The sequence below is a fragment of the Nostoc sp. XA010 genome, from assembly GCF_020829625.1.
Lineage (GTDB): Bacteria > Cyanobacteriota > Cyanobacteriia > Cyanobacteriales > Nostocaceae > Nostoc.
In genome coordinates, this window is the sequence record NZ_JAIVFX010000018.1 from 29,718 (window position 1) to 55,748 (window position 26,031).

At 42.3% G+C, this 26,031-nt stretch carries 19 protein-coding genes; 8 read left to right on the plus strand and 11 right to left on the minus strand.

What is annotated here, in order from left to right; genetic code table 11:
• Window positions 1–17: 17 nt before the first annotated feature.
• Complete coding sequence (locus LC608_RS23085; protein ID WP_229555773.1) at window positions 18–4,823, plus strand: hypothetical protein; 4,806 nt, start codon at window positions 18–20, stop codon at window positions 4,821–4,823.
• A 319-nt stretch (window positions 4,824–5,142) separates the two neighbouring features.
• Here the strand turns inward: LC608_RS23085 and LC608_RS23090 are convergent, their stop codons facing one another.
• From LC608_RS23090 to LC608_RS23115, 6 genes are all read right to left on the minus strand, one after another.
• On the minus strand, window positions 5,143–5,484 hold the full coding sequence (locus LC608_RS23090; protein WP_229555774.1) for a hypothetical protein: 342 nt from the start codon (window positions 5,482–5,484) through the stop codon (window positions 5,143–5,145).
• Window positions 5,485–5,682: 198 nt separating this feature from the next.
• Window positions 5,683–5,928 carry a hypothetical protein gene (locus LC608_RS23095; RefSeq protein ID WP_229555775.1) on the minus strand — a complete coding sequence of 82 codons (246 nt, stop codon included), beginning with the start codon at window positions 5,926–5,928 and terminating at the stop codon, window positions 5,683–5,685.
• Between the two features lie 198 nt (window positions 5,929–6,126).
• Window positions 6,127–6,417, minus strand: coding sequence for a hypothetical protein (locus tag LC608_RS23100; RefSeq protein ID WP_229555777.1), 291 nt, complete (start codon window positions 6,415–6,417; stop codon window positions 6,127–6,129).
• 10 nt (window positions 6,418–6,427) lie between these two features.
• Complete coding sequence (locus tag LC608_RS23105; RefSeq protein WP_229555779.1) at window positions 6,428–7,387, minus strand: ParM/StbA family protein; 960 nt, start codon at window positions 7,385–7,387, stop codon at window positions 6,428–6,430.
• 413 nt (window positions 7,388–7,800) lie between these two features.
• Window positions 7,801–8,313, minus strand: coding sequence for a hypothetical protein (locus LC608_RS23110; protein WP_374108433.1), 513 nt, complete (start codon window positions 8,311–8,313; stop codon window positions 7,801–7,803).
• A 51-nt stretch (window positions 8,314–8,364) separates the two neighbouring features.
• Window positions 8,365–8,961, minus strand: a complete 597-nt coding sequence (locus tag LC608_RS23115) for a hypothetical protein (RefSeq protein ID WP_229555782.1) — start codon at window positions 8,959–8,961, stop codon at window positions 8,365–8,367.
• 254 nt (window positions 8,962–9,215) lie between these two features.
• Here LC608_RS23115 and LC608_RS23120 point away from each other — a divergent pair, with 254 nt between their 5' ends.
• The 5 genes from LC608_RS23120 to ltrA all read left to right on the plus strand — a co-directional run bounded on the left by LC608_RS23120 (window position 9,216) and on the right by ltrA (window position 16,942).
• Window positions 9,216–9,968, plus strand: coding sequence for a ParA family protein (locus tag LC608_RS23120; RefSeq protein WP_229555783.1), 753 nt, complete (start codon window positions 9,216–9,218; stop codon window positions 9,966–9,968).
• Between the two features lies 1 nt (window position 9,969).
• Complete coding sequence (locus tag LC608_RS23125; RefSeq protein ID WP_229555784.1) at window positions 9,970–10,923, plus strand: ParB/RepB/Spo0J family partition protein; 954 nt, start codon at window positions 9,970–9,972, stop codon at window positions 10,921–10,923.
• Between the two features lie 217 nt (window positions 10,924–11,140).
• The gene (locus LC608_RS23130; RefSeq protein WP_229555786.1) at window positions 11,141–13,387 is read left to right on the plus strand and encodes an ATP-dependent RecD-like DNA helicase; all 2,247 of its coding nucleotides are present in this window, start codon (window positions 11,141–11,143) and stop codon (window positions 13,385–13,387) included.
• Between the two features lie 73 nt (window positions 13,388–13,460).
• The gene (locus LC608_RS23135) at window positions 13,461–14,411 is read left to right on the plus strand and encodes an RNA polymerase sigma factor, RpoD/SigA family (RefSeq protein ID WP_229555787.1); all 951 of its coding nucleotides are present in this window, start codon (window positions 13,461–13,463) and stop codon (window positions 14,409–14,411) included.
• Between the two features lie 731 nt (window positions 14,412–15,142).
• Window positions 15,143–16,942 carry a group II intron reverse transcriptase/maturase gene (gene ltrA / locus LC608_RS23140; RefSeq protein WP_229555789.1) on the plus strand — a complete coding sequence of 600 codons (1,800 nt, stop codon included), beginning with the start codon at window positions 15,143–15,145 and terminating at the stop codon, window positions 16,940–16,942.
• A gap of 110 nt (window positions 16,943–17,052) precedes the next feature.
• Here the strand turns inward: ltrA and LC608_RS23145 are convergent, their stop codons facing one another.
• Together LC608_RS23145 and LC608_RS23150 are read right to left on the minus strand one after the other, a co-directional pair.
• A complete protein-coding gene (locus LC608_RS23145; protein WP_229555791.1) occupies window positions 17,053–21,321 on the minus strand; it encodes a strawberry notch family protein in 4,269 nt (1,422 codons plus the stop codon).
• Window positions 21,322–21,466: 145 nt separating this feature from the next.
• Window positions 21,467–21,913, minus strand: coding sequence for a hypothetical protein (locus LC608_RS23150; RefSeq protein ID WP_229555793.1), 447 nt, complete (start codon window positions 21,911–21,913; stop codon window positions 21,467–21,469).
• Window positions 21,914–22,420: 507 nt separating this feature from the next.
• On the opposite strand from LC608_RS23150, the gene LC608_RS23155 reads away from it, so the two are divergent.
• Entirely contained in the window at window positions 22,421–23,371 is a 951-nt protein-coding gene (locus tag LC608_RS23155; protein WP_229555795.1) for an RpoD/SigA family RNA polymerase sigma factor, read from the plus strand.
• 13 nt (window positions 23,372–23,384) lie between these two features.
• On the opposite strand, the gene LC608_RS23160 is transcribed toward LC608_RS23155, so the two are convergent.
• Complete coding sequence (locus LC608_RS23160) at window positions 23,385–23,522, minus strand: hypothetical protein (protein ID WP_229555797.1); 138 nt, start codon at window positions 23,520–23,522, stop codon at window positions 23,385–23,387.
• A 318-nt stretch (window positions 23,523–23,840) separates the two neighbouring features.
• Between LC608_RS23160 and LC608_RS23165 the strand changes: the two genes are divergently transcribed.
• A complete protein-coding gene (locus LC608_RS23165; RefSeq protein WP_229555890.1) occupies window positions 23,841–24,092 on the plus strand; it encodes a hypothetical protein in 252 nt (83 codons plus the stop codon).
• 117 nt (window positions 24,093–24,209) lie between these two features.
• Here the strand turns inward: LC608_RS23165 and LC608_RS23170 are convergent, their stop codons facing one another.
• Window positions 24,210–24,635 carry a GFA family protein gene (locus tag LC608_RS23170; RefSeq protein WP_229555799.1) on the minus strand — a complete coding sequence of 142 codons (426 nt, stop codon included), beginning with the start codon at window positions 24,633–24,635 and terminating at the stop codon, window positions 24,210–24,212.
• A 389-nt stretch (window positions 24,636–25,024) separates the two neighbouring features.
• On the minus strand, window positions 25,025–25,933 hold the full coding sequence (locus tag LC608_RS23175; protein WP_229555801.1) for an SDR family oxidoreductase: 909 nt from the start codon (window positions 25,931–25,933) through the stop codon (window positions 25,025–25,027).
• Window positions 25,934–26,031: the final 98 nt, after the last annotated feature.

The window sequence follows — 26,031 nt, forward strand, 5'->3', positions numbered from 1 at the left end:
AATGATTAAAAAAGATTATGTCTTTGGAATTCCAACACTTTGACCCCAGACTAAATCAATGGATTCACACTGATGGAGATAATCAGAATACCCAATCAATTTTAACTGAAAAATTAGATAATAATCTATTAGAATTTTACTTTCCAGATCAACAGTTTTCTTTCGGACATATAGATGAATATAGTACGCCAGAAGATTTAAGAAATCACCCAAATGGGCATACGCTGTTATTATCTTCTAAAACCCGATTATTGTACGGGTCGCCAGAATGCTTGAAAGTAATTGAAAAGTTATGCCCTGATAGAAAAGATAGAGGTGCTTACGGTTCAATCTTTCTAGGGGGGTGTAAAAATTCGATACATGAAGAACTAAACATTTTGATTGTAGATGACTCTACTGAAGCACAAGGTGAAAATGGAGGAATTATTAACAAAGAAAATGCTTTTAAATTGGTAGGTGACTGCTACGGTCAAATCTCTACCCAGCTATATGATAAATTAACTAAAAGGGAAGAACAGCAGGATAAAAGTTATCGCGTAATTCAGCATCGATTTGGGTGGACAGAAACTGATGGAGAAGATACTAAATATCGATTTGGTAAAGGGACATTAAGACCTTGCAGTTTTGATAAAATAAAATATGCTGACACGAATGATGAACCCAAAATTGACTTAATTCTTCCCCTATCTAGCTTCAAAGGTACAGACAAAGATCATCCCAATAAACCGACTAAACCCCAAATTCAACCGGGATTATACAAACAAAAAATTTGGTTAGGCGAAAAGTCCCAATCAGAGCGAGGTAAAACTGCCATATCTCAATTATTAGCATCATTTCCTCAAGGTATTAAGGATTTTGCTGAAGAACTAGAGGTACAAGCTCAAAAGCTAGCAGAAGTTCAAGATGACCCTAGAATTGTTGCACAACTGTACTGTGAAAACTACGAAAATCGAAAAGAATTTTCAGAAGAGCAAAAAAAATCTTTAGAACAAGAAATTATTGAATCAGTTAAAGCTGATACTTTAGGTAAACAAGTAGAGAATAATTCTGGTGAAGACTTAGAGCTAAACGATGAATCAGATGAATCTCAGAAAGATGATATGTTCATGTACAAACTCATCAAAGCTGATTTACTTGGCCATCAACAATTACTAGAAACCGAAAAAGTAAAACAAGAGCTAAGTCGATTTGTGCAAGGTCAGTGGCGTGATATTGCGGTTGGCAAGACATTAACTTTTGACCGAGGAATGATTATCCCTTCCAAAGAACTCAAGAATGGCGAAATTTGCGTGACTTGGATAGATGAAAATGAAAAAGTATTAAATTTCCGTTCTCCCTTTCTTAATTCTAACGGTCTATGTGTTTCTAATAACAAATATGTTGAAGACCGCCTAGCTCCAGATGGTACAGACTTACAAGGAATTATTGTAGTCAATGATGAAGATCATAAACGCATACTTGGTCGGATTGAAGCGCTAGAAGCTCAAGGTATTCAACACAACGAAGTTAATCCCCTCGAAACCGAATCACAACGTCAAGCGCGTGATTTCGACGGTGACTGTATTGGCGTAGCACTTGCACTTCAATATCCAAACTTCACAGCCGAAGCCGAGTACAGAAACCAGCCTGAAAATGCTTATCGGCCTACTGTTAAAGAAAAGAAACAATCATTTTATTTGGAAAATGGAACCCAGCCGCCATTTGAAGAAATAGCTATCCACATGAGCGATAGCATCAGCGTGGGCATAATCAACAATCAAGTGACAGCACTAGAGGCATTAGAATCGGAAATTGAGGTACTTAAAACTTATGGTAACTTAGAACAACAGTCAACTTATTTAGACCAAGTATTTAAACACTATCAAAGTTTATTTGAACAGGAACATGACGATAAGCCCAAACCAATTAGAGCAGAGTACAAACCTTTCATGCAATCTGTTGTAGCTCTAGCAGAGAATCCTAAGAGAACGCCAGAAATTATTCAACAGGCGATGGATGTTAATCGCCTAATGTACCGAGAAATGATTGGTGAGGGATGTTATCAAAACCAAATAGCGGTTGATTTATTCAAAAGTGCTAAAAAACCTGAGATGGATAAAATCCGGGAAAACAGCCGCTACTTGTATCGTGATGTTAATTATATTAAAGATAAAAAGTCGCCTTCAGTTTATTTAAACACGGGGATAACACCAAAGGGCGACTCACCAGTAGAATTATTAATTAGCCAAACCAATAAATATTTCCAAGAATCAAAGTTAGAATCGCGTCCCATAGTCCAGTTTAAAGACTTGTTCAAAGGAGTAGAATTTACACCACAGCAAAAATTTGCAGCGATCGCCGCCAAGTACGAGTTTGATCTGAAGTTCAACGCTGCGGTTCGTGCCTCAAGGCGGCGAGAAACAGAGTCTGGCCCTAGCGCAATTGTTCAAACGGATTCAGGAACGCAACTTGAAATTACCAATCTCACCCGTTACGGACACCCCTTAATCTGGAAAGCCCAGATGTTGAACATTCGCCTAGATGAGATTAAATTCACAAACAGTGAACGCCCCCATAAATTATTAGCAGTTGCACAGATAGATGACGAGGTTGGGAAAGATGGAAAACCCGCTTACTGCAACCTGGGGACAGTTAGCCAACAATCTGTGACTGACCACAACCTCAAATCGGGGATGACCATGCAGGGAGCTAAACTCCTAGAACTAAAACCAGAACTTACTAGAAGCCAAACTAAATTACTTTTCAACAAGGCACAGGAGACGGCTCTCGCATTTTACGCTTCTATCCCAGAGTCAGAAAAACTTGCTCTATCCGCCGCCGCTTGGAACATCTGTGCATCCCGCCAGGATGAACTCGAAGTTGCAAGAAAAGAAAACGCAAACCCCCAGGCTTACGCTAAAAAAGTCTCTAATTTCGCCTTCGCTGCTTTCCCCAATGAGATTATCTCTCGCTTAGATAAATTGCAATTTACTGAGCCGAAGTTAGTCACATTAAATAATGAAGCGAATCAATTTTTGGGTCGAGACTGGAATCCAACCGAAAAACACCCGATAGAAATTAGGGCTAGCCACCACCCAATCGGGCATGAACGCCACGTTTCCAGGATAATGTTTGTCCAGGATAGTGACGGCGAATACAAGGAATTCGCCATGCTTGAAACCAGAACTGCACAGCTTCCCATTGGTACGAAAGCACTCTCTTGTATGGTTGGAGTAGAACCTGCTACCGCCAAAGTAACTATTGGACTGCCTGGAAACGAGCCGATTGAAATTACTATCCGCGAACTCAAGAACTTCTCTTATACAGGACTTGTTTTTAACGCCGAATCGGTCAACTTAGAATTTGGCACTGTGTCGGTGACTGACAAAACAGTAAAAATTAAACTTGATGGCAAAACTTTGGGTGAGTTAGACAGTGATTCTACCCAACAGTTAAAAGAAATTAATTATCTCAAAAATGGTAATCCCCTAAAATTAAAGCTCACGTCAATCTCTGAGACAGGAGATCAAGCTTTTGTGCTGGGTGAGTCTCCCAATGGGAATCTCCTCAAAATTAATAAAATTAACTTTTATGATTTTTCTGGTCAGACATTCAATGATCAAGATTACCGAAAACTGACTATCGAAACCTCAGCTTCTAAAACTAGAGATGCTGTGTTTTTGAATGGTGAACCCTTGGGGGTATTGCATTTTAAAAAGGACAAAGACGCGCTCAGACAGCTTGGACTACTCAAAACTAAACAACTGACACCTGCGCCTGCGATCCTTCAAAGTAATTTCTCTGTGATTTGCGCTCAAATTGACCCTAAGACCGTTGAATATCCCCAGAAATGGACGAAGGAATTTCAGGCTTTTGGGACTCAATCAGTTAACCCTCAACAACAGCAGATGATTGATAGTAGTGAGCCAATTCTACATCATATTAAAGAGCGTTCTACTTTCTTATTTTCTACAGAATCAAACAAAAAGCTGGGAGTCACGGGCTTGGCTGTTGACAATCACAAAGTTGAATCTGTAACCTTATGGCTAAAGAAGCAAAATGTTGTATATTCCCAAGTCCCACCCGAAGATGTCATTAGGGAAACTAAGAAAGGTCTAGCGGTATTTAACTTGGTTGATAGCTCCATTCCTGCCAAAACTTTGTCGAGCATGACCAAGAAATTCGGGGGAATTATTGAAACGGATAGTGACTATCAACAAAGAGTTAATTCCCTCGCTACACGACCGCAGTTTTTGAAACCACCAGAACAAACAGCACAATCCCCACCTAACCAATCTATAACTCCATCACTCTCCACTACTCCTTCTACACCAGATATTACTAATAGTACAAAAACCGAACTTCTAGGTGTAAAGAAGTCCCCGACAGTTACTATTGATGATTTGAGAAATTGGTATAATGCCGCAGATAAGTTAGGGAAGTCGGAGAATTACAAAAAACGCATTGTAGAAGTGGCTTATGGGTTTAAAGCTGGTGAGCAATTATCAGCCCAAGCGTTGACAGTAATGAATAAAGATAAATTTGAACTTGAAGCCATCAGTCGGCTCACTCAAATTGCTCAAAAGATTGGCATGGTTTGGGGTAAGTCTGATGAAAATGGTACTCAAGTCCAAGGAAAGATTTATGATTTGGCTTTTAATACCCAGCAGAGAGATTTAACTATTTCGCAGAAAGATGGAGAGGTAATTTTAAACTTGCAATCTGGCAAAGTGCAGACTAATAAAGTAACTCCACAGATATTGCAAACTTTTGAGGATGTTAATACTCAAATTGATAAAATATTAACTAAATCTCAAACACAGCAAGTAGACTTACAAAGATAGATTTGAAGAATTCAGCAGCCAGGAGCGAATGGCACGCTTGAAAAGCTGAAACCTCATTACTGGAAGGGTGTGGGAGGTGTGGGAGGACGGGGAAGAATCATTTCTCCCCACACTTCCCTCTTTCCCCACACTCAAAATCTTGTTATATCAGGGCTTTGCGATTAACAAGCGTGCCATTCAGCCAGGAGCCAAGTTGCTTCCAATTCGTAATTACTAATGGGCTGCCCCCGCTACGCTCTAAGCAAAGCTATGCCGCAGGCTTTACGTAATCCGTAATTAATAACCCCATGAATAAATTCAGGAGCTTGGAATATGGAGCTTAGGAAAATTCAACTTTCATCGCTACATACGCATTTGCAAAGCGTTTGTATAGGAGAATTGCTCCTAAATTTGCTCCCAGACAGATGCTTCCTAGTCCCAATAAAATGTATGTGGGAGCCATGACAACTCCAATCATGAACCAAGCAAATACGTGCAGTATAATTAATAAAGCAAAGGTACTGGCAATTGCAGCACTTCGCCAAATCTCAATAGCTGGACGACACAATAATGTCAAACCTATTGTTAGCGAGGTAGCAATTAGGTTGGCTGGGATTAGAAAAGCACAAATATCAATGCAGTAAGTGCTTGAGAATACCGTCAAGGTGTTAAAGTCTAACATGAATTTTCCTAGATTAAATTGCCAAATTTTAGATGAATATTTGTCTGATATCCTCAAGGTTAGTCAGACTTTAAAAGATTTGTAGGTTAGCCGAAACTATGGCGTTACTCAGATATTAGTGAAGACATACTAAAAATTTGAACCACCAAGAAGTTGGTGGTTCAGAGTTATATTTCGTATTAGCTACTAGTCAAGCACTTAAGCAGGAAATATTGTCCGGGTAATCAGTGCGCTGGCGAACCCAGAAAGACTAAGACCTAGCAAAACACTAGTAAACAAAAGACCTATTCGAGGGTTAGAATCTAGTTTTTTGTCTTCTCTACCACCTGTAAAGAATAAAGACCAAGCTTGGGAAGCATTGATAGTCTTAAAGCTATTAAAATTAGGTCTGAAAACAACAGAACCAAATAGCTCAGGAGATTTGAAGTCTAAATCATTGTTCATGTAAATAAGTATAACAAATATCTTGTCAAATAGCTATCTTTATGATAGAAACCTACAGATAAAGGCAAGGTAGATATGTCAAGGGCAGCGATCGCCAGCGTTGAGTGGTGGTTTTTCAAAGGGAGCTGAGGAACGGATATCGCTTAAAATGTATCAAATTGATACCGTGACCGCTACGTTGCCAACTTCCTTTGACGGTTACAAATCAAAATCAAGGCTGAATGTTTCCGGTTCAGAATCTTCTTCTTTCTCCTCTGCAAATGGAGTTGAAGTCCGAGAGGTGAGTTGATTTGACTCAGTATTAATCGGTGGGGAAGCTAAAAGTTGTGCAGGTAATCCAGCCTTGATGAAAACAAAATAGCAATCAACTATAAAGTAAATCGTGTCCAGGTAACTTTTATCTAGTTTTTGGGATTCTGCAAATATGCGCTCTCGGTAATTATCTTTGAGGCGAACTTTTTCCGGTGCTAAGTCTTTTTTATCTGCCATTGTTATAACTTTACTTAAGAGATGTAGTAGTTGGATTCTTGCTGGTGATGGTTTTTGCCATCTCTAAAAGCCCAGAGACATTGGCTTCTACTGGATTGTCCAGGATTTTGAAGCCGTTTTTCTCCAATAGCTTCTTAAATCCTGGTAAGAGGCAACCTCCACCAATCGCCCAGATTTCATCGCCCTGGTGCTTGGCATCAAGCGTCAGATTCACTACTTTCTTCAAGTATTTTTCATACCAATCTTTCAAACAAGTACTGTATACATCTTTGATATCGATGTCACGGCTGTATCGGGTATGCCCCATTTCCAAACAAAATCGGATTTTGGATGGGTCTCCGATTTTTCCGCCATTTAAATGTTTCATTTTTTGGGTGATATCATCGATGAGAACTTCTACACCGATAGGGTAAGCAGTGTGAACTTCTCGTTTCCCTTGGTTGTAACGAGAATACAGGGTTGTTCCATTGCCAAAGTCTAAAATGGTTAATTTTTTGGGTAGTGGATGCCCAAACAATGCACCCATACCCTCTAGTACGACTTTCAGCACTTCTACTTTCACGTCTGATTGTTTGCCAGCAAGTATTGGCTGATATTCTCCATTGAGTACTTTTTGAAGTTCTTCAGCCATACCAACGTCATGTAAGCTGACAACTAATTTTAAGTGCCAAGCCTTACGGTATGGTAGATGTGCCAATGCGCCCAACAAAGTCAACAACGCATTATTTACTTTATTTTCATTATTGTCTGTGTTGCGGTCAAAATAATTTCCTGTCCGATAAGCTGATTCTCCAACGGTGTAAGCACTACCGTTAAAAACTACACGTCCTGGAACATCTTCCATCTCGGCATTAGTTATATAACTGGGTACACGAATTACTTCAAACCCTTCGACTAAAAGTTTGAGACTTCCGTAACCGTTATCGAAACCCGCAGGAAAAATTTTTTGTAAGGTGTGAATGTTTGACATAGGCTCCAAGTAATACACTTTAATTTGTGAAAATTATCTGTTGAAGTGATCTGCAAGAGCAAGAGAAAGAAGAATAAAATAACTTCCCGCTTATTTTCCCAACTCAAGAGCTTATCATAACCCCTTGGGGGCTAAATGGGGTACAAAATGTCAATCAGTCAAATATACCCTACTTAGCACCTATATATACCCTATATAGGGGTCAAAATGTTCCCAAAGTCTTAATCTCTAGTTGGGGTATATGTAGCTCCCATGTAGCCCCCAACAGGAATTTTTGAAATCTTTTCTATCAACGCAGCAGAAATTAATTTAGATGGTTGACTCTTTGATTTATAATTTACTGTCAATAAGATTGTTGAAAAGCAATTCAGTCTTGATCTCTAATTTCTTGCTGAATACGTAATTTAGGGTCACTACTTGCTGACAGGTTCAGCTTTCTCAACTGAATTATCATTCACACCCAAAGTTAATTCCAAAGGAGTTTTTTGGGCGTAAGCTTTTACTACTTGCCGATAAACATCATAATTAGTAGGTAGGGTATTCTGTGCATTACCCACTCCATAGGTCAATTTGTACTTTACATTTTTCACCAATTCAGGCTTGCCTGCCTCTTCTTGAATTTTTATGCGTTGTTCAACTTGCTCAACGCTTGGTCGCGGCGGTAAAGTAGGCCAACATAGCCCTCTATCATCTGGGCCAACAACTGCTCCTGGCGGTTTCAATCCATTCCGATTCAACACTGAAGTATTCGCAAAGATTTCAATACGTGGCTGTGGTTGACTTGTTAGGTTATTCGCATACTTGACTTGCCAGGTGTAACTGGTGAGTGCTGTAGCTTCATACTGTTCAGCAGTAGTAGTACTGCAACTAGTTAATGTCAGTGCCGTTAATGCAGTTATTATTGAGGGTAAAAATCTCATTTGCATTATCAATCGTAAATATCTTTCACCAATCACTGTTGAAGAGGGAGTGTGCCATCATTCCTGCCAAGGTGAAGGAATCGCTGTTGTTGAAAGCACCTGACCCGTTGTTAATCTGATCGCCGTCTGCTCACAATTAGGACATTGGACTTTCACCTGGATTAGTGAAGGATGGCCTTTGTATTCTCCCATTACAGGTTCCCCAGTAAACTCGCTAATTATTCCCTGCTGACAGTGCCAGCACTCGAATACCACGCGCCCAACTTGTTTATCGCAGTCCAAAAACTGGATATGTTGACAGCGTTCTGGCGCTAACTCTTCATCATCATCATCGCTCTTTGTCAATTGACCCTGTTGCTTGGGCTGTTGCGGTAATTTGGATTTTCTCTTGTCAGCAGAGGTACGTTTGGCTTTACTTTTCTCTAAGGGTTGCGGTTTTTCAGCAGCGTTTGTCTTTGACCTTAAAGGAGGTATTGCCTGTGCTTGGGCTGGCTGCTCAACTGACGGCAGATCATCACTGGGAGTCATGTCAGGCTGAGAGGTTGGTTGCTGTTTCTCTACTGGTTTATAAGCAACAAGGTCAAGCTTTGGGTTTTGAACGTTGAGTTTTAACTCTTGCTTAGGTAGCTTGGGCGATCGCTCGGTAGACTTCATCAGAACTTTCTTTCCTGAACTTTGGGAAATGAGTGTATTTTAACCGCCAATTTATTTCACTAAATCGCTCCTCATCACCAGAACGAAAGTATAGTTAGCTTTTTAGGTAACAAGCAATTTGGAGCATTAGTTTTTCATTACTTTGGTGTAAAACTTGTGAAAATCTTTGCGGTCTACTTAAATTGTCATAGAATCAGTTCATTCTGTAACTAATATATGTTTTTTCATCAAAAATCGTATAGTACTAAGAAAATATGATTATCGCAGTTACTAATCAAAAGGGAGGAGTAGCCAAGACAACCTCTACTATCGCACTAAGTGGATTGCTGGCAGAAAGTTCCTCCTGCCTTGTAGTTGACTTTGATCCCCAAGGTAATTTAACCACGGGTCTAGGAATCAAGATTCAGCCAGGGCAGAAGACTGCTTATGAAGTACTTACAGATCGTAAACAGAGCGCATCTGAAACTATTATTGACACCGAGTACGGAATCAAGCTGATTCCGGCTGACATATCTCTTGCATCTGGAGAAAAGCAAATTTTGACCTCGGCAGATAATAGCCGAATCCTGAGAAAGAAGTTGAATCCTTTACGGCAAGAATTTGCTCATATCCTCATTGATTGCCCACCTAGCTTAGGTATGCTGACTCTAAATGCACTAATGGCAGCAGATGCAGTCTTGATCCCCGTTCAATGTCAGTTTTTTGCTTTAGAAGGCTTACGACAATTATTGGAAACTATCGAAAGTCTTCGTGATGAAGACACTCACCCCAATTTGCAAATTTTAGGAGTCTTGCCTACAATGGCAGACCGTACACTCACGACCCAAGATGCTCTCAAAACTCTTAAAACTAAACTTCCTGGGGTCAAAATTTTTGAACCAGTTCCTAAGTCTGTTCAGTTTCCAGAGTCCAACTTGGCGCGTCAACCAATTCATCGATATACCACAGAAAGAAAATTGATTGAACCTTATCAAGAAATCGCCAGGTCAATGGCAGAACAGGAGTAATATGGCGAAGCGGCGCTTGTCAATGGCAGATGAAATGGAATTTCCGAATAAAACCAGACAATTCCTTGACTTAGTAGGAGTTACCAATAATCCTCAACTCTCGGAAAACGAATCTATTGAACAATCTTTATTAATAACTCAAATTCACCTAGCTGCTCATCAGCCTCGGCGTTATTTTTCAATTCAAGGAATGGAAAGCCTAGTTGCTTCTATTCGTGAACATGGCATCTTGCAGCCACTGCTTGTCCGACCGTTAGAATCCGGTAATTATGAATTGATTGCTGGTGAACGTCGCTACCGTGCGGCTCAAACTCTTGGAATGGAGCAAGTTCCGGTTATTATCCGCCATCTCAATGACCAAGATGCTTTCCAAGTCGCCCTCCTCGAAAATTTGCAACGGGAAGATTTAAATCCGGTTGAGGAAACTGAAGCTATTTTGCAACTGCTATCTATCCGCTTGGAATGCTCTCAAGGAGAAGTTATTTCCCTACTCAATCATATTGCTAACCGACAAAAGCAAAAAACAGAAACTACGAACAACGTTGTTCGTAACCAATGGGAAATGGTAGAAAAGATATTTTCAGTAATAGGTAGGTTGACTCCAGACAGTTTTCGTAGTCATCGCCTACCTTTACTAAATTTACCTAAAGATGTTCTAGAAACTTTGCGCCAAGGACAACTAGAATATACCAAAGCTCGGATCATCGCTCAATTGAAAGACAAAGATCAGCGACATCAACTTCTAGTGAAAACTATTGAAGAAAATCTTTCAGTTAGAGATATCAAAAGTTACATTCAATCAGTTCAACCTCTTAAGTCTTCTCAGCCGAATATCCTTCCTAATCGGATGAAGGAAGCCTATCAGCGAGTTAAGCAAGCTAAAATCTGGGAAGATCCTAATAAAGCAAAAGTTTTAGATAAGTTGTTAGGGCAAATTGAAGCTTTATTAGAGTAAAATCTATGGTTTTTTACAACATATTTCACTCTCCTCACCAACCTTTGAGGCGTAGCTTGCTCCCGCTTGCGCTCGTAGTCATCGTATGGTGAAGCGAAGCAGCATTTTCGACTTTATCATCTACTATTATTGTAATCTCAAAAGAGTATAGTATTTATGTACTATGATTGAACTGAATCCCAGTACTATAATAGTCTGCGGCATCGGATCATAAGCAATGTCCACTCCTCCTAATCTTGCCCCTCAACAAGTAAGCGCCTTTCCTCAAAACGAAACAATCACCGGAGTCGTAGAACGTTTAACTTTTTACTCTGCTGAGTCAGGCTACACTGTGGCAAGATTGACTCGCCCACGTAGTACCGAACTCACAACAATTGTCGGCAGCTTCGCCAATATTCAGCCAGGGCAGACTTTACAACTAACTGGTTTCTGGCGTGACCATCCACAATTTGGCCCCCAGTTCCAAGTAGTCAACTACAAAGAAACCAAACCAGCTACTCTCACTGGAATTGAAAAATACTTGGGTAGTGGGCTGATTAAAGGTGTTGGCCCAGTCACAGCAAGACGGATTGTTGCCCACTTCGGGCTAGAAACCCTGGACATCATCGAAAACCAAATCGAGCGATTAATTGAAGTTCAGGGCATCGCTAAAAAGCGGATTACTTTAATCAAAAACGCTTGGTCAACTCAGAAAGCGATCAAAGAAGTGATGGTGTTTCTCCAGGGGCATGGCGTTTCTACCACTTATGCTGTGAAGATTTACAAGCAATATAAGGATGAAGCGATCGCTAGAGTAACCCATAACCCTTACCAGCTAGCAGCCGATATCTACGGGATCGGTTTTCTGACTGCTGATAAAATTGCACGGAATATCGGAATTGCGCCTGACTCAGAATTTCGTTACCGTGCGGGGATTATCCATTGCCTAAGTGAAGCTGCCGAAGATGGTCATTGTTACTTACCACAGGCAGAACTAATTGAGTCAGTGATTAAACTGCTGACTACTGAGGATCACCAGCCAACAGAAGATGCGATCACTCTGACTATCAAAGATATGGCATTAAGGGATGAGTTAATCAGAGAGAAAATCCCAGACCAAACCCTGCTGTGCTACAAACCAACTTACTTTCATACTGAACAAAACCTAGCACAACTGATATCTGGGCGCTTGAGCCAGCCCATTGCACAAGATATTCCCCGTGTCCGTGCCTGGATTGAGCGCTTCACGGCTAGTCATAAAATTCAGCTTTCAGAGCAACAACAGCAAGCGGTCGAGATAGCAGCTTACTCCAGGATGATGATTTTAACTGGTGGGCCAGGGGTTGGAAAAACTTTCACCACCCATACCATAGTTAGTTTATGGAAAGCGATGGGGAAATCTATTGCAATGGCAGCACCAACTGGACGGGCTGCTCAACGCTTGGGTGAGATGACTGGACTTGAAGCAAAAACTATTCATCGCTTGTTGGAATTTGACCCCAAGACAAGAGGATTTAAATGTGACAGTGACAATCCTTTGCCCCATACAGCAATTATTGTTGATGAAGCATCGATGCTTGATTTGTTTCTAGCTTACTCCTTGGTTAAAGCAGTATTAGCTGGCGCTCTACTGTTGTTGGTGGGTGACATTGACCAGCTACCATCTGTGGGCCCAGGTCAAATACTCGCTGATTTGATTAATTCTGGTTGTGTGCCAGTAGTGCGGTTAACTCAGGTATTCCGCCAAGCTCAAACAAGTGCTATTATCACTGCTGCTCACCAAATCAACCGGGGACAGTATCCCACGATTGAACCGATTTCTGACACACCTCAATCTGACTGTATTTGGCACGGCGGCGGACATCAGCCCGAACATGGTGTACAGGCAATCTGCGAGTTGATTACCGATTTGATTCCACGGTTAGGTTTTAATCCTGCCACTGATGTCCAAGTCCTTTGCCCGATGACACGCGGAGTCGTTGGGACTCGAAACCTGAACACAGTATTGCAGCAGTTGATTAATCCGCCCAGCCCTGACAAGGTAGAGATTAACAGGGGTGGCAATTTATTGCGTGAGGGCGATCGCATCATCCAGCTAACCAACGACTACAACCGAGAAGTCTTCAACGGCGACTTAGGAATTATCAAGAGTATTGATACTGTCGAGCAGGAAGTTGCAGTGCAATATGGTGAGCGGACTGTGGTTTACGATTACGCTGACCTCAATGAAATTGCGCTAGCGTGGAGCGTGACTATTCATAAAAGTCAGGGGTCAGAATATCCGGTGGTGATTCTGCCAATCTATATGCAGCACTATATGATGTTGACCCGGAACCTGTTTTACACTGGTATAACTCGTGCCAAGAAGTTAGCGCTCATTGTAGGAGCAAAAAAAGCGATATCTCTAGCGGTGCGTTCTACTGATGACCAACAGAGGTACACAAGGTTAAAGCAGAGGTTACTTCAGGCAGGGCTGCATTGTTAAAAATAAAAAAGTTTATTGAATTATTTGATTTATACTTTTAAATCCCCAGGTAAAAAAAAGCCGAAAAGTTTGTATGTCCAGCCTCAGTTCCGACATGGTTCGCATCTATTTGCAGGAAATTGGTCAGTATCCTTTATTGAAGCCAGAGGAAGAAATTGCTTATGGTAGACAGGTACAAGAAATGATTGCCATTGAGCGATCTAAAAATGAACTCACCCAACAGCTAGACCGGGAACCAACAATGACAGAATTAGCCAATGCTGTTGAAAAAACCGAAGCACAAGTCCGAGCAGCACTACACCTTGGTCAAAAAGCCAAACAAAAAATGGTAACAGCTAACCTGCGGCTGGTAGTATCTGTTGCCAAGAAATACCAGAACCGCAATTTGGAATTTCTAGATTTGATCCAAGAAGGAGCGATCGGTTTACAAAGGGGTATAGAAAAGTTTGATCCCAACCGAGGTTATAGGCTATCAACCTACGCTTACTGGTGGATTAGTCAAGCTATAACCAGAGCTATTGCAGAACAATCCCGCACTATTAGATTACCTGTTCACCTCACTGAAATACTTACCAAAATTAAGAAAGTACAGCGAGAAAGCTTTCAAAAACTCGGTCGTCATGCCACTGCTGAAGAAATTGCAACACTCTTAAACATAAGCACAGATAAGCTTCGAGAATATCTCACTGCTTCTCGCACAGCCATTTCTTTAAATAAACAAGTCGGAGATGAGAAAGAGACAGAATTGGGCGAAATTTTAGCAGACGTTGGCACTTCACCAGAAAAACTGCTCACGCAAGAACTTTTATCGCAAGACGTAGCTAAATTCTTAGAACCATTGACACCGATTCAACGTCAAGTGTTGACTTTAAGCTTTGGGCTAGAGAATGATCAGCATTTCAATCTCGCTCAGATTGGTCAACAGCTAAACCTTAGCCGAGAACGGATTCGTCAAATCCAGGTAAAAGCTATAAGTATTCTCCGCCATCGACAAAACGACATGCAAGAGTATTTATTTGAGTGAACTACCCCACCCTGCCATCGTAGGAGGGTGGGGAATTCCGCCGAATTAGTTAAGAGGATGTTTTAGTCATTTTTTGAGGGTAAAAAAGACCCAGACATTTAATCTGGGTGTGCGATTCGTTCACTCGAAATGAGTAGAAAATGCTCAGGGATGAGTGACATTTGAGAGATAACCCTTAATGGGTGGAGTTCGCACTTTAATCTCTCTCAGATGATAACTGAATAACCATGAGGGTGAATCCAAAGGAAACTAAAGAAAAGTCCCTCTCCGTAGGTGCAACGGTAACAGCATCATCCCTACGGTAGCGACTAGCCATCAATCCGTAAAGCGGGATGAAAAGGAGGAACAACTGGCAGCCTAAGCCGGTTCCCCTCCAAGCATGAACCTATGAATAGCGAAAGCAAAGATGCGCCGAACCATCGTGATAAATAACCAGCGAAATAAGGCTTAATGCGTTGGAGCCAAAAGGCAAAGGATATGGGGCTGGCAATTACCCAGTTGACCAGTTGCACTCCCAATAAACCCGGTGGAGAGCATCATTCTAAAGGTTCAAACAATGGTTATTCGGAACGAAGTAACCTTTCGTCTGCTCTCAGCAAGGTCGATAACTGAGTAGGTGCTAACCGTATGCAACGAGAGGAAAGATTAAGTCAGAAGCGAACGCCTTGTTTTAATGACAGGGATATGCTGACGGACTTACGGTGATTTGGAATGTAAAGTTATGAGTAGCAATGCAAAAGTCTAATACACGACAAATTGCTCCTAAACCCAATAAAAACGGTTTTCTTCCCATGAAGATTAACCCAATTAGAAAGGTTTTGAGGAATGAATCGATGGTGGAATGGAAACATATCAACTGGCGTAAGTTAGAACGACGTGTTTTTAAGTTGCAAAAACGAATTTACAAAGCATCTCGTCGTGGTGATGTCAAAGCATTTCGCAGACTCCAGAAGACGTTGATGAAGTCCTGGGCAGCAAAGTGTTTATCGGTTCGTCGGGTAACACAAGACAACCAAGGTAAAAAGACGGCAGGAGTGGACGGTATTAAATCACTATCCCCAGAAGCACGTCTTAAGCTGGTTGCCAAATTAAAACCTAACTCAAAGGTAAAACCGACACGTCGGGTATGGATTCCCAAGCCAGGAACGGATGAGAAACGACCTTTGGGTATTCCCGTAATGAACGATCGAGCCTTGCAAGCGCTGTTAAAAATGGCATTAGAGCCAGAATGGGAAGCGCGATTTGAACCTAACTCATACGGGTTCAGAGCCGGACGCTCATGCCATGATGCGATTCAAGCCATATTCATCGCAATCGTACAGAAAAGCAAATATGTGCTTGATGCCGACATTGCAAAATGTTTCGACCGCATCGACCATGAAGCACTGCTAAAAAAATTAAATACATCCCCCACCATCCGCCGACAAATTCGAGCATGGTTAAAAGCGGGGGTGATGGATGGTAAGCAGTTGTTTCCAACATCTGAGGGTACGCCACAGGGCGGGGTAATTTCTCCACTACTGGCAAATATCGCCCTCCACGGTATGGAGAACCGGATAAATAAGGCATTTCCAGAAATGTCTAAAACCATGAGGGAAACTTGGTATCACAGAAAAGGTACAAAGTTTAGAAGCCCTCAATTTATTCGATACGCCGATGACTTCGTGATTCTCCATGAAGACATAGCCGTTGTCCAAAGATGCAGAGAGATAATCTCTGAATGGTTAAAAGACATGAGTCTTGAATTGAAACCTGCCAAAACACGTTTAACTCACACTCTTAATGAGTATAAGTCAGAAAAGCCTGGATTTAACTTTCTCGGTTTTAACATAAGGCAGTGGAAAGTGGGTAAATACCACTCCAAACAAGGTTTCAAAACAATCATCACCCCAAGTAAAGAGAAGCAAAAGATACATTATGACCGAGTAGCAAGTATCATCGATGACCACAAGGCAGCGCCCCAAACGGCGTTAATCAGCCGATTAAACCCGGTAATCACAGGATGGTCAAACTACTACTCAACAGTGGTAAGTAAGGTCACTTACTCTCACCTTGATTGTCTTATGTATCTAAAGCTAAAGGCTTGGGCAAAACACCGCCACCCCAAGAAATCTGGGGGATGGGTGTCAAAGAAATATTGGCAAACCATTGGTGGTAATAATTGGGTATTCGCAACCAGGCATGAGGGTAAAAACCGGATGCGGTTACGGTCACACACAGAAACGCCAATAGTTCGGTATGTGAAAGTTAAAGGCGAGGCTAGTCCTTATGATGGCAACCTAATTTATTGGAGTTCAAGGATGGGTAAACACCCGGAAGCGACTAAAAGAATGTCTACGCTCTTAAAGTCACAAAAAGGTAAATGTACCCACTGCAAAATGTACTTTCGAGAGTCAGATGTACTAGAGATTGACCACATAACCCCCAAAAGTTTGGGAGGCAAAGACGATTACAAAAATCTCCAGATATTACACAAACACTGCCACGATGAAAAGACAATTGAAGATGGTTCAGTTGTGAAGTACACATGACAATGTGCCGAATCATTGAGGAGCCGTGTAATGGGAAACTATTAAGCACGGTTTTGAAGACCAACGGGGTTGGTGACAACCTCGTTGAGTTTACTATTTAAGATTAGGAATTACCCCAAGATTTCAATCACAGCCGCGAGAATAGCTGGCGCTTTGTCTGAAACCGGAATGAACACACGCTTTTGCCAGTTGATGATCTCGGTGAAACATCCAATAGCTACCAGTCGCTCTGCCAGTGAGATAGCATTAACCAGTTCTATGCGAGGTTCACCAGCAATGAAAGAACGTCGCAAGGTTACACCACCCGGCAACTGCTGTGTATATCTCTCGTTTAGTACCAGTGAAACAAGTTCTTCTGGGCTTAACAACTGGTTCTTCAGACCGAGTTGCTCTCGCACAGTTTGGATGTCGTGAGCATTCACCACCCGACCGAGAATCTTTTGTCCATCGCTGGTTTGTAGTCGGAAGACTCGACTATTTTGCTGTGGCAGGATTTTCCAGATAGGCAATAGAATACCAGTTACCAAATGCAGGTAATCGGTTGTGAACTTGGGTAATTCGTTTACTTCAGTAGACCAAGCAGCAGTAAACGCATCAATAGAAACTTGCTGCCAAGTGGAAGATTCCAAGTCTTGGACTGGTAGGCGAGTTTCCTTCTGTGGACGAATCAGCAAAACTCTTGGTACAACTCCACCATCAGCGTCGTAGATACTATGCGTCGGAATTGACACAGCAGCATTACCAGACTTGGAGTTGATCATGAACCTTCCTTGATATTGAGTGGCGAACTCTAACATCTCTTCAGCAGTTTTAATGTTGTTCTTCTGGGTGCGTTGTACTTTCAAGTAATTGGTGACGCTACCTGTGGCAGGGTGAGTGTACACAGCTTCCTGGCTCTCAACAGTAAACCGTTCAGCCCGTAAAGTCTCTACACCCATCTCATAGACACCAGCCGCGATCGCTGCTTCAATCTGCTGACTTAGCAACAACTCAAAACGCTCGAAAATGATATTTTGCATATCGATGCGTAAAGCCAGCAGTCGATTGAGGAATTGACGCAGGGGTGGGAGATCGATTTTCATGCCGCCTTCATGAGAGGTTAAGCTAAGTCCCGTCATTTGCTCGAACTTTCCTAAAGGCACTTCAAAAAATCGACCCTGATAAATCTGCTTGAATAACTCATACAGGGCGTGTTCTGCATAATTTGACTCCAGATTATCCTTAGCTTCAAATATCCCATTGCCACCCGTCTGCCGTTGACCACGAGTAAGAGCGCCCAAGCTATCCAGGCGTCGAGCAATGGTTGAGATAAAGCGGCGTTCACCTATAACGTTAGTGGTAACAGGTCTGAACACGGGTGCTGATGCTTGGTTGGTGCGGTGCGATCGCCCTAAACCTTGGATGGCATTGTCTGCCCTCCAGCCGGCTTCCAACAAATAATGCGATCGCCGCCGCCGATTAACAGCGTTTAAATCGGCATGATAACTTCTGCCTGTCCCGCCAGCGTCACTGAAGATGAGGATTTGTTTATCTCCTTGCATAAACGCAGCAGTTTCAGCAATATTTGCTCCAGCACCGCGTGAATCCACAAACAAACGTCCAGATTCATCTTTGAGAACTCGTTTGCTACGACCAGTTACTTCAGCCACTTGCTTGTGACCAAAATGCCACAGCAATTGTTCTAATGCACCAGGGATTGGATCAAGACTTGCTAACTTATCGACTAACGCATCCCTCAAGGCTACAGCTTCAATAGAGATAACTGGAGAGCCATCGGAATCAAAGACTGGCTCGGATATTTCTTCTCCATCAACGCCTGAATGGATGGAATGCAAATGAATGGGAAATGCACTCATCAAATAATCCATGACATATTCCCGTGGAGTCAGGTCAAGATTGAGATCCTGCCATTCTTCGGGTGCAACTTCATTGAGTCGGCGCTTAAGCAATTCTTCATTAGTTGAGACGATCTGAACAACAACTGCATTTTGAGCAGCTAAATCCTCTTCAATCGCTTTAATTAACTGCGGACATTTCATCCCGGTCAACAGATGGTTGAAGAATCTTTGCTTGTGCGACTCGAACTGAGACACCGCGCTCATCTTTGCAGCACGGTTGTAAGTTTTGTCACCAGAGATATTACAAGCTTCTAGGGCTTTATCTAAATTATTATGAATAACACCAAAAGCATCAGAATAGCTATTGTAAATCCGTTCCTGCGTGGGCGTTAAATCAATGTAGAGAGTTTGATACTCAACTCCCTCGAATGAAAGGCTCCGCGCCAGATACAGTCCCAAAGCCTTGAGATCCCTGGCGACCACTTCCATCGCAGCGATACCACCACCCTCAATGGATTCTACAAAATCCTCACGGGAGGTAAACGGAAAATCTCCAGTCTGCCAAAGCCCCAGACGATTGGCGTATGAGAGATTTGAGACTTTAGTTGCACCAGTAGCAGAAACGTAGATAACCCGTGCTGAGGGCAGTGCGTTTTGCAACCTCAGCCCAACAATACCTTGCTGGGATGCTGCAACCATACCGAGTTTACCCTCCTGGGCCATCGCATTGCCCATACTGTGGCACTCGTCATAAGCGATTGCACCATCAAACTCCTTACCTGCCCATTCAACAATTTGCTTGAGCCGACTTTTACCATTCTTTTGGGATCGTAGGGTTGAGTAGGTGCAGAATAGGATGCCTTGGGTGAAGGGAATTGGATCGCCAAGCTTAATGTTGCTCAGGTCAATGATATCTTTCTCACTACCTCCGAGCGCACACCAGTCTCTACGGGCATCTTCAATTAAAGCAGAACTTTTGGATACCCAAATGGCTTTAGAGCGCCCCTGACACCAGTTGTCGAGGATAATTCCTGCACACTGTCTTCCTTTCCCCGCACCCGTCCCATCGCCTAAGAACCAGCCACGACGAAATTTTACAGCATTTTCTGAGCTATTTGCTGCTAAAGTCACATTATCCCATGAATCATCCACAATATAAGACCCAGACAGAAATTCACAGTGCGCCTGACCTGCGTAAATAACGCTTTCAATTTGTGCCTCTGACAAATTGCCTTGTGTGATGATGTTGCGTGGGAGATGTGGTTTGTAAGTTGGAGCCGGTGGTGAGACAAGTGCTAAGGCTGCACTTTCGCAAAGCAATGAGGGATGAGGTAAAGCGTCCTTGATTCGGATTCTTTGTGGGCGATAGGTTTCGTATAGGGTATCTTTCAAACCTTCACTAGCCGTCCACTCGATAACCTCATATTCCAGCACTATTACGTCGTCTGGAAGAAAGGAAACTGTTTCTGCTTGAGCTACTACAGAGCGTTTTGGCAATTGAACAACTTTAGCGAACGCAGCAGTTTTGATATCTGAGCGTTCCCACGAAGACCTCTGTGGCAACTGTTCAATTAATGCCAGTATTTCAGGCAGATCCAAAGTTTCAGTAATACAAGGGATTTCGCTGGAGTCAGCCGGAACTTTGTCGATCACTGTAATCCGAGTGTCGATTTGTGTACCATGCTTTGAGTACACCTTGCCGTTAACCCCAACTGACATTAAAACTCGCGCTTCTGAGTGCCACCTAACAAAAGTCTCGCGCCAAGTGGGATTATTGGGAGAAAACCAGTTGGCTGTGATTGTTACCAGCCGTCCACCGTCAGCCAGTCTTTGCAATGCCGAGTTGATGTGGCGAGGAGTTGCGTCGGGATTACGACTGTTAATTTTGGGAGATGCGGAGAAAGGCGGATTCATCAGAACAACTGAGGGCTGAGTCTTGCCAACCAGATAGTCGTTAATCTGTTCCGCGTTTACAGAGAATAGCGGTGTACCTGGAAACAACCGACGCAGAATCTTCGTTCTATCGGGTGCAAGCTCGTTGAGCATCAGACTTGCACTGTGCAGTTTAGCCATTTGTGCTAACAAACCAGTCCCGGCTGATGGTTCCAGCATTAAATCATCAGCCTTTATAAATCCTGCTTTGGCTACCAGATAAGCAAGCGGCAGAGGGGTGGAAAATTGCTGAAGCTTTACTGACTCTTGACTACGGCGAGTATGCGTCGGGCAGAGGGCTGTTAATTCTTCTAATTGTTGCACAACCACTTGAGGTTGTTGTGATAAAATCTTAATTCCCAGATGACGCAGATATAATATTTGCGCCACTTCAATAGCTTCGTAAGCGTCTTTCCACTGCCACGCACCGGACGCAGCAGTGCCTAGAAAGTAGCGATTCATCTGGGAAGAAACAGTTTTTGTAGAGAGAGGGCGATTATCTGTTAAAACTTTTGCAAGCTCTTGGGCAACATTAATAACTGACTGCCCATAATCGATTACTGTTTGCAAATCGAATAAAGAACCTTGAGTGAAAAGTTGCTGTATCATTGCATCACTCACAATATTATTTTTTCACTTTTGCTATGGCGAAGCCTTTCTCTTATTAATAAATGAGGCAAGTAATTGCCTCATTTGAACTTTTAAACTTTCAAACATTTATTCTTCGGTGATCAGCCGAGGGTTAAAAAACGAATTAGCCAGCTTTACGCGGTCTGCCTGGCTTGCGCTTGCCTGAAGAATTTACATCAGTCTTTTTAGTTTTTGGCGACTTGTTGGCAGGATTGTTAGCTTTGTTTGAACGATTAGTACGTTTTGGTTGTGATGAAATTTCTTTAACTGGAGGCAGTAATCTTAATGTAGGGAATGAGAGAACAACTGCTTCATTATTTGTATGATGAACAACTTCATCATCTAACATCCAAGGATCTGGCAATTTCTCAAAAGTCTGAACTTGTGGTGTGATTATTTCTGATACTGATGGGATTGTAGAAGCCGCTATATTTCCATTGCTAACTGAAACCACATTACTAGCGTAAGCAGTCGATACAAATAGTCCGTTAATGAACTGGAAGATGACGAGAGTAACAAATGCCCAAAAGATAGCTACGATTGCGAAAGTGAGCAGAGATTGCATATCCATGATTTTTTCTCAACTAAGTATTTGTAATTTTCAATTGATTTACGCAAAGCGGATTTGATCCTTGTCCAAATATGAAGCGAATTTGAACATCTCCTCTCTTCAAGAGAGGACTTCACTCTAAATTTAGCGTAGCGTACCTCTAAATCCCGGATTTCTCACCACACCTCGAATGGAGGAGTAATGAGTAGTGAGTAAGGAGTAGTAAAATATTTACTTATTACTCATGACTTTTTACTTATTACTCATCATCAAATGCAAAGGAGCTTGTGAGAAATGCAGGTAAATGATCCAACCAAATCTCTCCATCATTTTAAAATTTATTTACAAAATAAAGCAAATTTTATTGTTTATCTATTTAAAGATTTCAAGTATTATATTTATAGATTTGCTTAAAGATAAACGTTAGAGTTAAGTCTATGATTAAGATTTGATTTGTTAGCTAATTCTTGAAATAAAAAATTTTACCCAAACGAAAAATAAAAGTAGTCCTCACAATTAATTGAAAGTATGACCAGCCCAACTACCGACTTAGTTCGCTCCTACCTCAAAGAAATCGGACGCTACCCTCTGCTAACTCCTGAGCAAGAAATTACAAATGCTAGGCTTGTGCAGCAGATGATGGCGATTGAAGAACAGCGTGCAAGCCTCGCACTTCAATTAAACCGACAACCAACTGCAAGAGAATTAGCTACCTCGCTTGAGCAAAGCGAAGCTGAAGTGGTGTCAATTCTTCATCAAGGGGAACGAGCAAAGCAGAAAATGGTGACTGCTAACCTACGGCTAGTGGTTTCTGTTGCGAAAAAATACCAGAATCACAATTTGGAATTCTTAGATTTGATCCAAGAAGGGGCACTAGGTTTACAAAAGGGGATCGAAAAGTTTGATCCCAACCGAGGCTATAAACTATCAACCTACGTTTATTGGTGGATTAAGCAGTCAATTACACGGGCGATTGGAGAAAAGTCCCGCACTATCCGTCTGCCAATCCATATCAACGAGAAATTAAATAAAATCAGGAGAGTACAGCAGCAACTATCTCAATCTTTGGGTCGTCCTCCAGTTGTAGCAGAAATTGCCGAATCCTTAAATGTATTGCCCAATCAAATACGGGAATATCTTCAGGTTTCCCGCACTCCAGTCTCGCTAGAAATGCGAGTTGGGGATGAGCGTGAAACTGAACTAGCTGATATTTTACCGATGGATAATATTTCCCTAGATGAGCAAATAAGTCTTGAGCTTCTACACCAGGACTTGGCCAAGTTGCTGGCATTGCTCAATCCAAGGCAACGAGAAGTATTGACTCTACGTTTTGGATTGTCAGATAATCAGGAATTGACTTTGAGTCAAGTTGCAAAACGCCTAAATCTTAGTCGAGAAACAATTCGTAAAACTGAACATCAAGGTTTAAAAATTTTGCGCTCTCATCAAAACAAGATTAAAGACTATCTTCTTAATTAGGACTAACTAAGGGTTATTGGACTCTAGTTTCATTTATATAAGTCGAACTCGCTACTCCAAAGGCTGCAAACAAGTAGCCACTGCTGTTAAAAATGCCTCCAATTGCGGCTCTCAGGAGTGCGATCGCGTACCTGCCATGAACCGGTGGCATTGCCTCTGCTTAAATTCTGGCGAAAAACCATCAGATTGTCAGACCAAGTAGCAAGTTACAAGTCGCAAGTCGCAAGTGTACCGACAACTGTTGTCGTGGGCTTGAAACAAGGACACTTTATTTATGTCTGGCACTACATGTATTGACATAATTCTTTTTTTGAAGTGGGCTTGTATTCCACAACTAAGTTTTTTATCTTACTTGCGACTTGCGACTTCCGACTTGGTACTTGTTTTTGTTACTGTTTCACTCAAATGATGCATGAATATATTGATACCAGAAACTATCCTTATAAATAGAACAGCGATTACAGAACCGATGCCCAGCAAAACTATTGAAGTCCGAGAGTACACCGTTAGAGCGCACAAGCGGGAAATTCATACTCGCGTTTTCAACTTCGTATGTAAGCAGTGTGAACAGCCCACACAACGAGAAACCTTTGGGGTTAGACCTCTATATTGTGAGAAATGCCGTCCGCCACAAGCACCCAAGCAATCGAAAGTAGTCCCTATTGGCAAGAGGAAACCTAGAGCGATGAACTATAAGAGTGGTAAAGGCATTGGGGGATAGAATATCAATTAGGTAGCAAGATTTGGGTAGGTAAGGCAAGCCATGTATAGTTATGAGCCTACCCAAGCTGAATGTTCGACGCTTCCTGAATTTCGAGCTGGCGTTACTGTTTAGGAGTCATTTAGGAGTTGCAAACTGTGCAAATAACTCTGCCCCTGTCAGGTCATTAGTTTCATTGGCGAAACAGTAATATTTGGGCTTTTCATCAATGAATACCTGATGATCGAAAACAAGACCTTCACAGTTCTCGAATAGTCCAACAGGCATGAAATACTGGTTATTTTGTTTTAATTTATAAAATAGATGGCTACCACACTGATTACAGAACGCACGCTCTGCCCATTCTGAAGACTGATAAATCCTGATATTTTCTTCACCAGAGAAGCTAACATCACCTTTACAGTCAATAGCTAATAAAGGCCCTCCACCCCACTTGCGACACATACTACAATGACACGCTCCCATCTGATTACTCATACTGGTTGTGGACAGGCTTACTGCTCCACATAGGCAGCTACCTTTTACAGTGGTCACATTAGACATATTCTTTTCTCCGATTCCACGCAGGCGCTCCAATTACTCACATTTTCCCCTATTTCATACTGGGAATGCCAAGAATATCAAGTAGTTCGCTTTCGTGACTTGGCTATTTTTTGGGTAAGGGAGAAGGTGGGGTTTCCTCTAGGGATAAGGGCGGGGGGAAAGGTTTTAAGAAGATATAAATTACAACATTCTTTAACCTGTTGGCATTTCAGGGGATTTTGTATCCTCTCAAGGTATTTAGCATAGAAGGCAACCGCGATCGCTATTTTGGTGGTTCTAATGAGTTATTTGGAAGAGCAAGCGAGAAGACAGTAAGTGCGCGAAATTAGAACAAACACTAATTGCAATCTAAAGCTTGCCAAAGAATACGAAATTTTGTGACTCGAATATTACCTATATCCGGTCGCATCAGCAGGTTTACCCATCTCCTGTACTTCACAAATGTAGCGCCACGCATCGGGTTGAGAGCCATCAAGATCGGTAAAGCCATAAACCTGTGCTAATTGCCCACTGGAAAGCGATTGTCCATTCCAGCGCACCATTTGTGGATCGCCAGCTAGATGGGCAACTGCACGCCCAACATAATGTGGCGTTTCAGAAATGATGAAGTGCGGTTCCTTTGCTGTTGCGTCCTGCCAGTTGGCTTCACTCACTCCAAAATGATCGAGCATAAGTTCCGAGCGCAACCAGCCCGGAGTCAGCGCTACGGCAGTACATTGATGCGGTTTCAGTTCTTGCGCCAATCCCCATGCCATGCGGATTATCGAGGTTTTAGCAAGGTCATAGAACAGCGACAGCCGATAGTTTTTATCGTTATATTCGGCAGTACCATCAGTAATTTCGACTACCAATCCACCGGGTTTCTGGATCAACAGCGGCAATGCAAAGTGGCTAGCGATCAGGTGGGTGTCGATTGCCAGTCTTAGCATCCGTAATCCTCGCTCTAAAGAAAGCTCCCACACAGGCTTGTTGAACTCCGCCAGATATTCTGCACCAATATCATTGACCAGAACATCCAGACGACCCTGCTCCTGTTCAACACGAGCAACAAGCGCCTGTACTTGTTTTGGGTCTAAATGATCGACTAGAACAGCGATTCCTTTCCCACCAGCCTGGTTTATCAATTCCGCCGTTTCTTGAATTGTTTCAGGGCGGTTGTATTCCGATCGCACAGTAGCAGTGGTGCGTCCGGTGACATAAACGGTTGCCCCTGCTGCACCAAGTTCCACAGCAATGCCACGACCTGCACCGCGTGTTGCCCCAACTACGAGCGCAATTTTATTTTTCAATAACTGCATAATTGACCTCCTTAAATCCTGCGAGGTGGCTTAAAGAAATCAATGACTCCAAACCATCTTTATGCAGGATAAGCTAAACTTCATGACATCCCTTGTCA

Bases quoted from the DNA above. Each gene is read 5' to 3' on its own strand.
- LC608_RS23100 (WP_229555777.1), bottom strand. From the start codon at position 6,417: ATGGCAGATAAAAAAGACTTAGCACCGGAAAAAGTTCGCCTCAAAGAT.
- LC608_RS23170 (WP_229555799.1), bottom strand. From the start codon at position 24,635: ATGTCTAATGTGACCACTGTAAAAGGTAGCTGCCTATGTGGAGCAGTA.
- LC608_RS23130 (WP_229555786.1), top strand. From the start codon at position 11,141: ATGTCCACTCCTCCTAATCTTGCCCCTCAACAAGTAAGCGCCTTTCCT.
- LC608_RS23090 (WP_229555774.1), bottom strand. From the start codon at position 5,484: ATGTTAGACTTTAACACCTTGACGGTATTCTCAAGCACTTACTGCATT.
- LC608_RS23145 (WP_229555791.1), bottom strand. From the start codon at position 21,321: ATGATACAGCAACTTTTCACTCAAGGTTCTTTATTCGATTTGCAAACA.
- LC608_RS23160 (WP_229555797.1), bottom strand. From the start codon at position 23,522: ATGCCACCGGTTCATGGCAGGTACGCGATCGCACTCCTGAGAGCCGCA.
- LC608_RS23135 (WP_229555787.1), top strand. From the start codon at position 13,461: ATGTCCAGCCTCAGTTCCGACATGGTTCGCATCTATTTGCAGGAAATT.
- LC608_RS23095 (WP_229555775.1), bottom strand. From the start codon at position 5,928: ATGAACAATGATTTAGACTTCAAATCTCCTGAGCTATTTGGTTCTGTT.
- LC608_RS23150 (WP_229555793.1), bottom strand. From the start codon at position 21,913: ATGGATATGCAATCTCTGCTCACTTTCGCAATCGTAGCTATCTTTTGG.
- LC608_RS23105 (WP_229555779.1), bottom strand. From the start codon at position 7,387: ATGTCAAACATTCACACCTTACAAAAAATTTTTCCTGCGGGTTTCGAT.
- LC608_RS23110 (WP_374108433.1), bottom strand. From the start codon at position 8,313: ATGCAAATGAGATTTTTACCCTCAATAATAACTGCATTAACGGCACTG.
- LC608_RS23115 (WP_229555782.1), bottom strand. From the start codon at position 8,961: ATGAAGTCTACCGAGCGATCGCCCAAGCTACCTAAGCAAGAGTTAAAA.
- LC608_RS23175 (WP_229555801.1), bottom strand. From the start codon at position 25,933: ATGCAGTTATTGAAAAATAAAATTGCGCTCGTAGTTGGGGCAACACGC.
- ltrA (WP_229555789.1), top strand. From the start codon at position 15,143: ATGCAAAAGTCTAATACACGACAAATTGCTCCTAAACCCAATAAAAAC.
- LC608_RS23125 (WP_229555784.1), top strand. From the start codon at position 9,970: ATGGCGAAGCGGCGCTTGTCAATGGCAGATGAAATGGAATTTCCGAAT.
- LC608_RS23085 (WP_229555773.1), top strand. From the start codon at position 18: ATGTCTTTGGAATTCCAACACTTTGACCCCAGACTAAATCAATGGATT.
- LC608_RS23155 (WP_229555795.1), top strand. From the start codon at position 22,421: ATGACCAGCCCAACTACCGACTTAGTTCGCTCCTACCTCAAAGAAATC.
- LC608_RS23165 (WP_229555890.1), top strand. From the start codon at position 23,841: ATGCCCAGCAAAACTATTGAAGTCCGAGAGTACACCGTTAGAGCGCAC.
- LC608_RS23120 (WP_229555783.1), top strand. From the start codon at position 9,216: ATGATTATCGCAGTTACTAATCAAAAGGGAGGAGTAGCCAAGACAACC.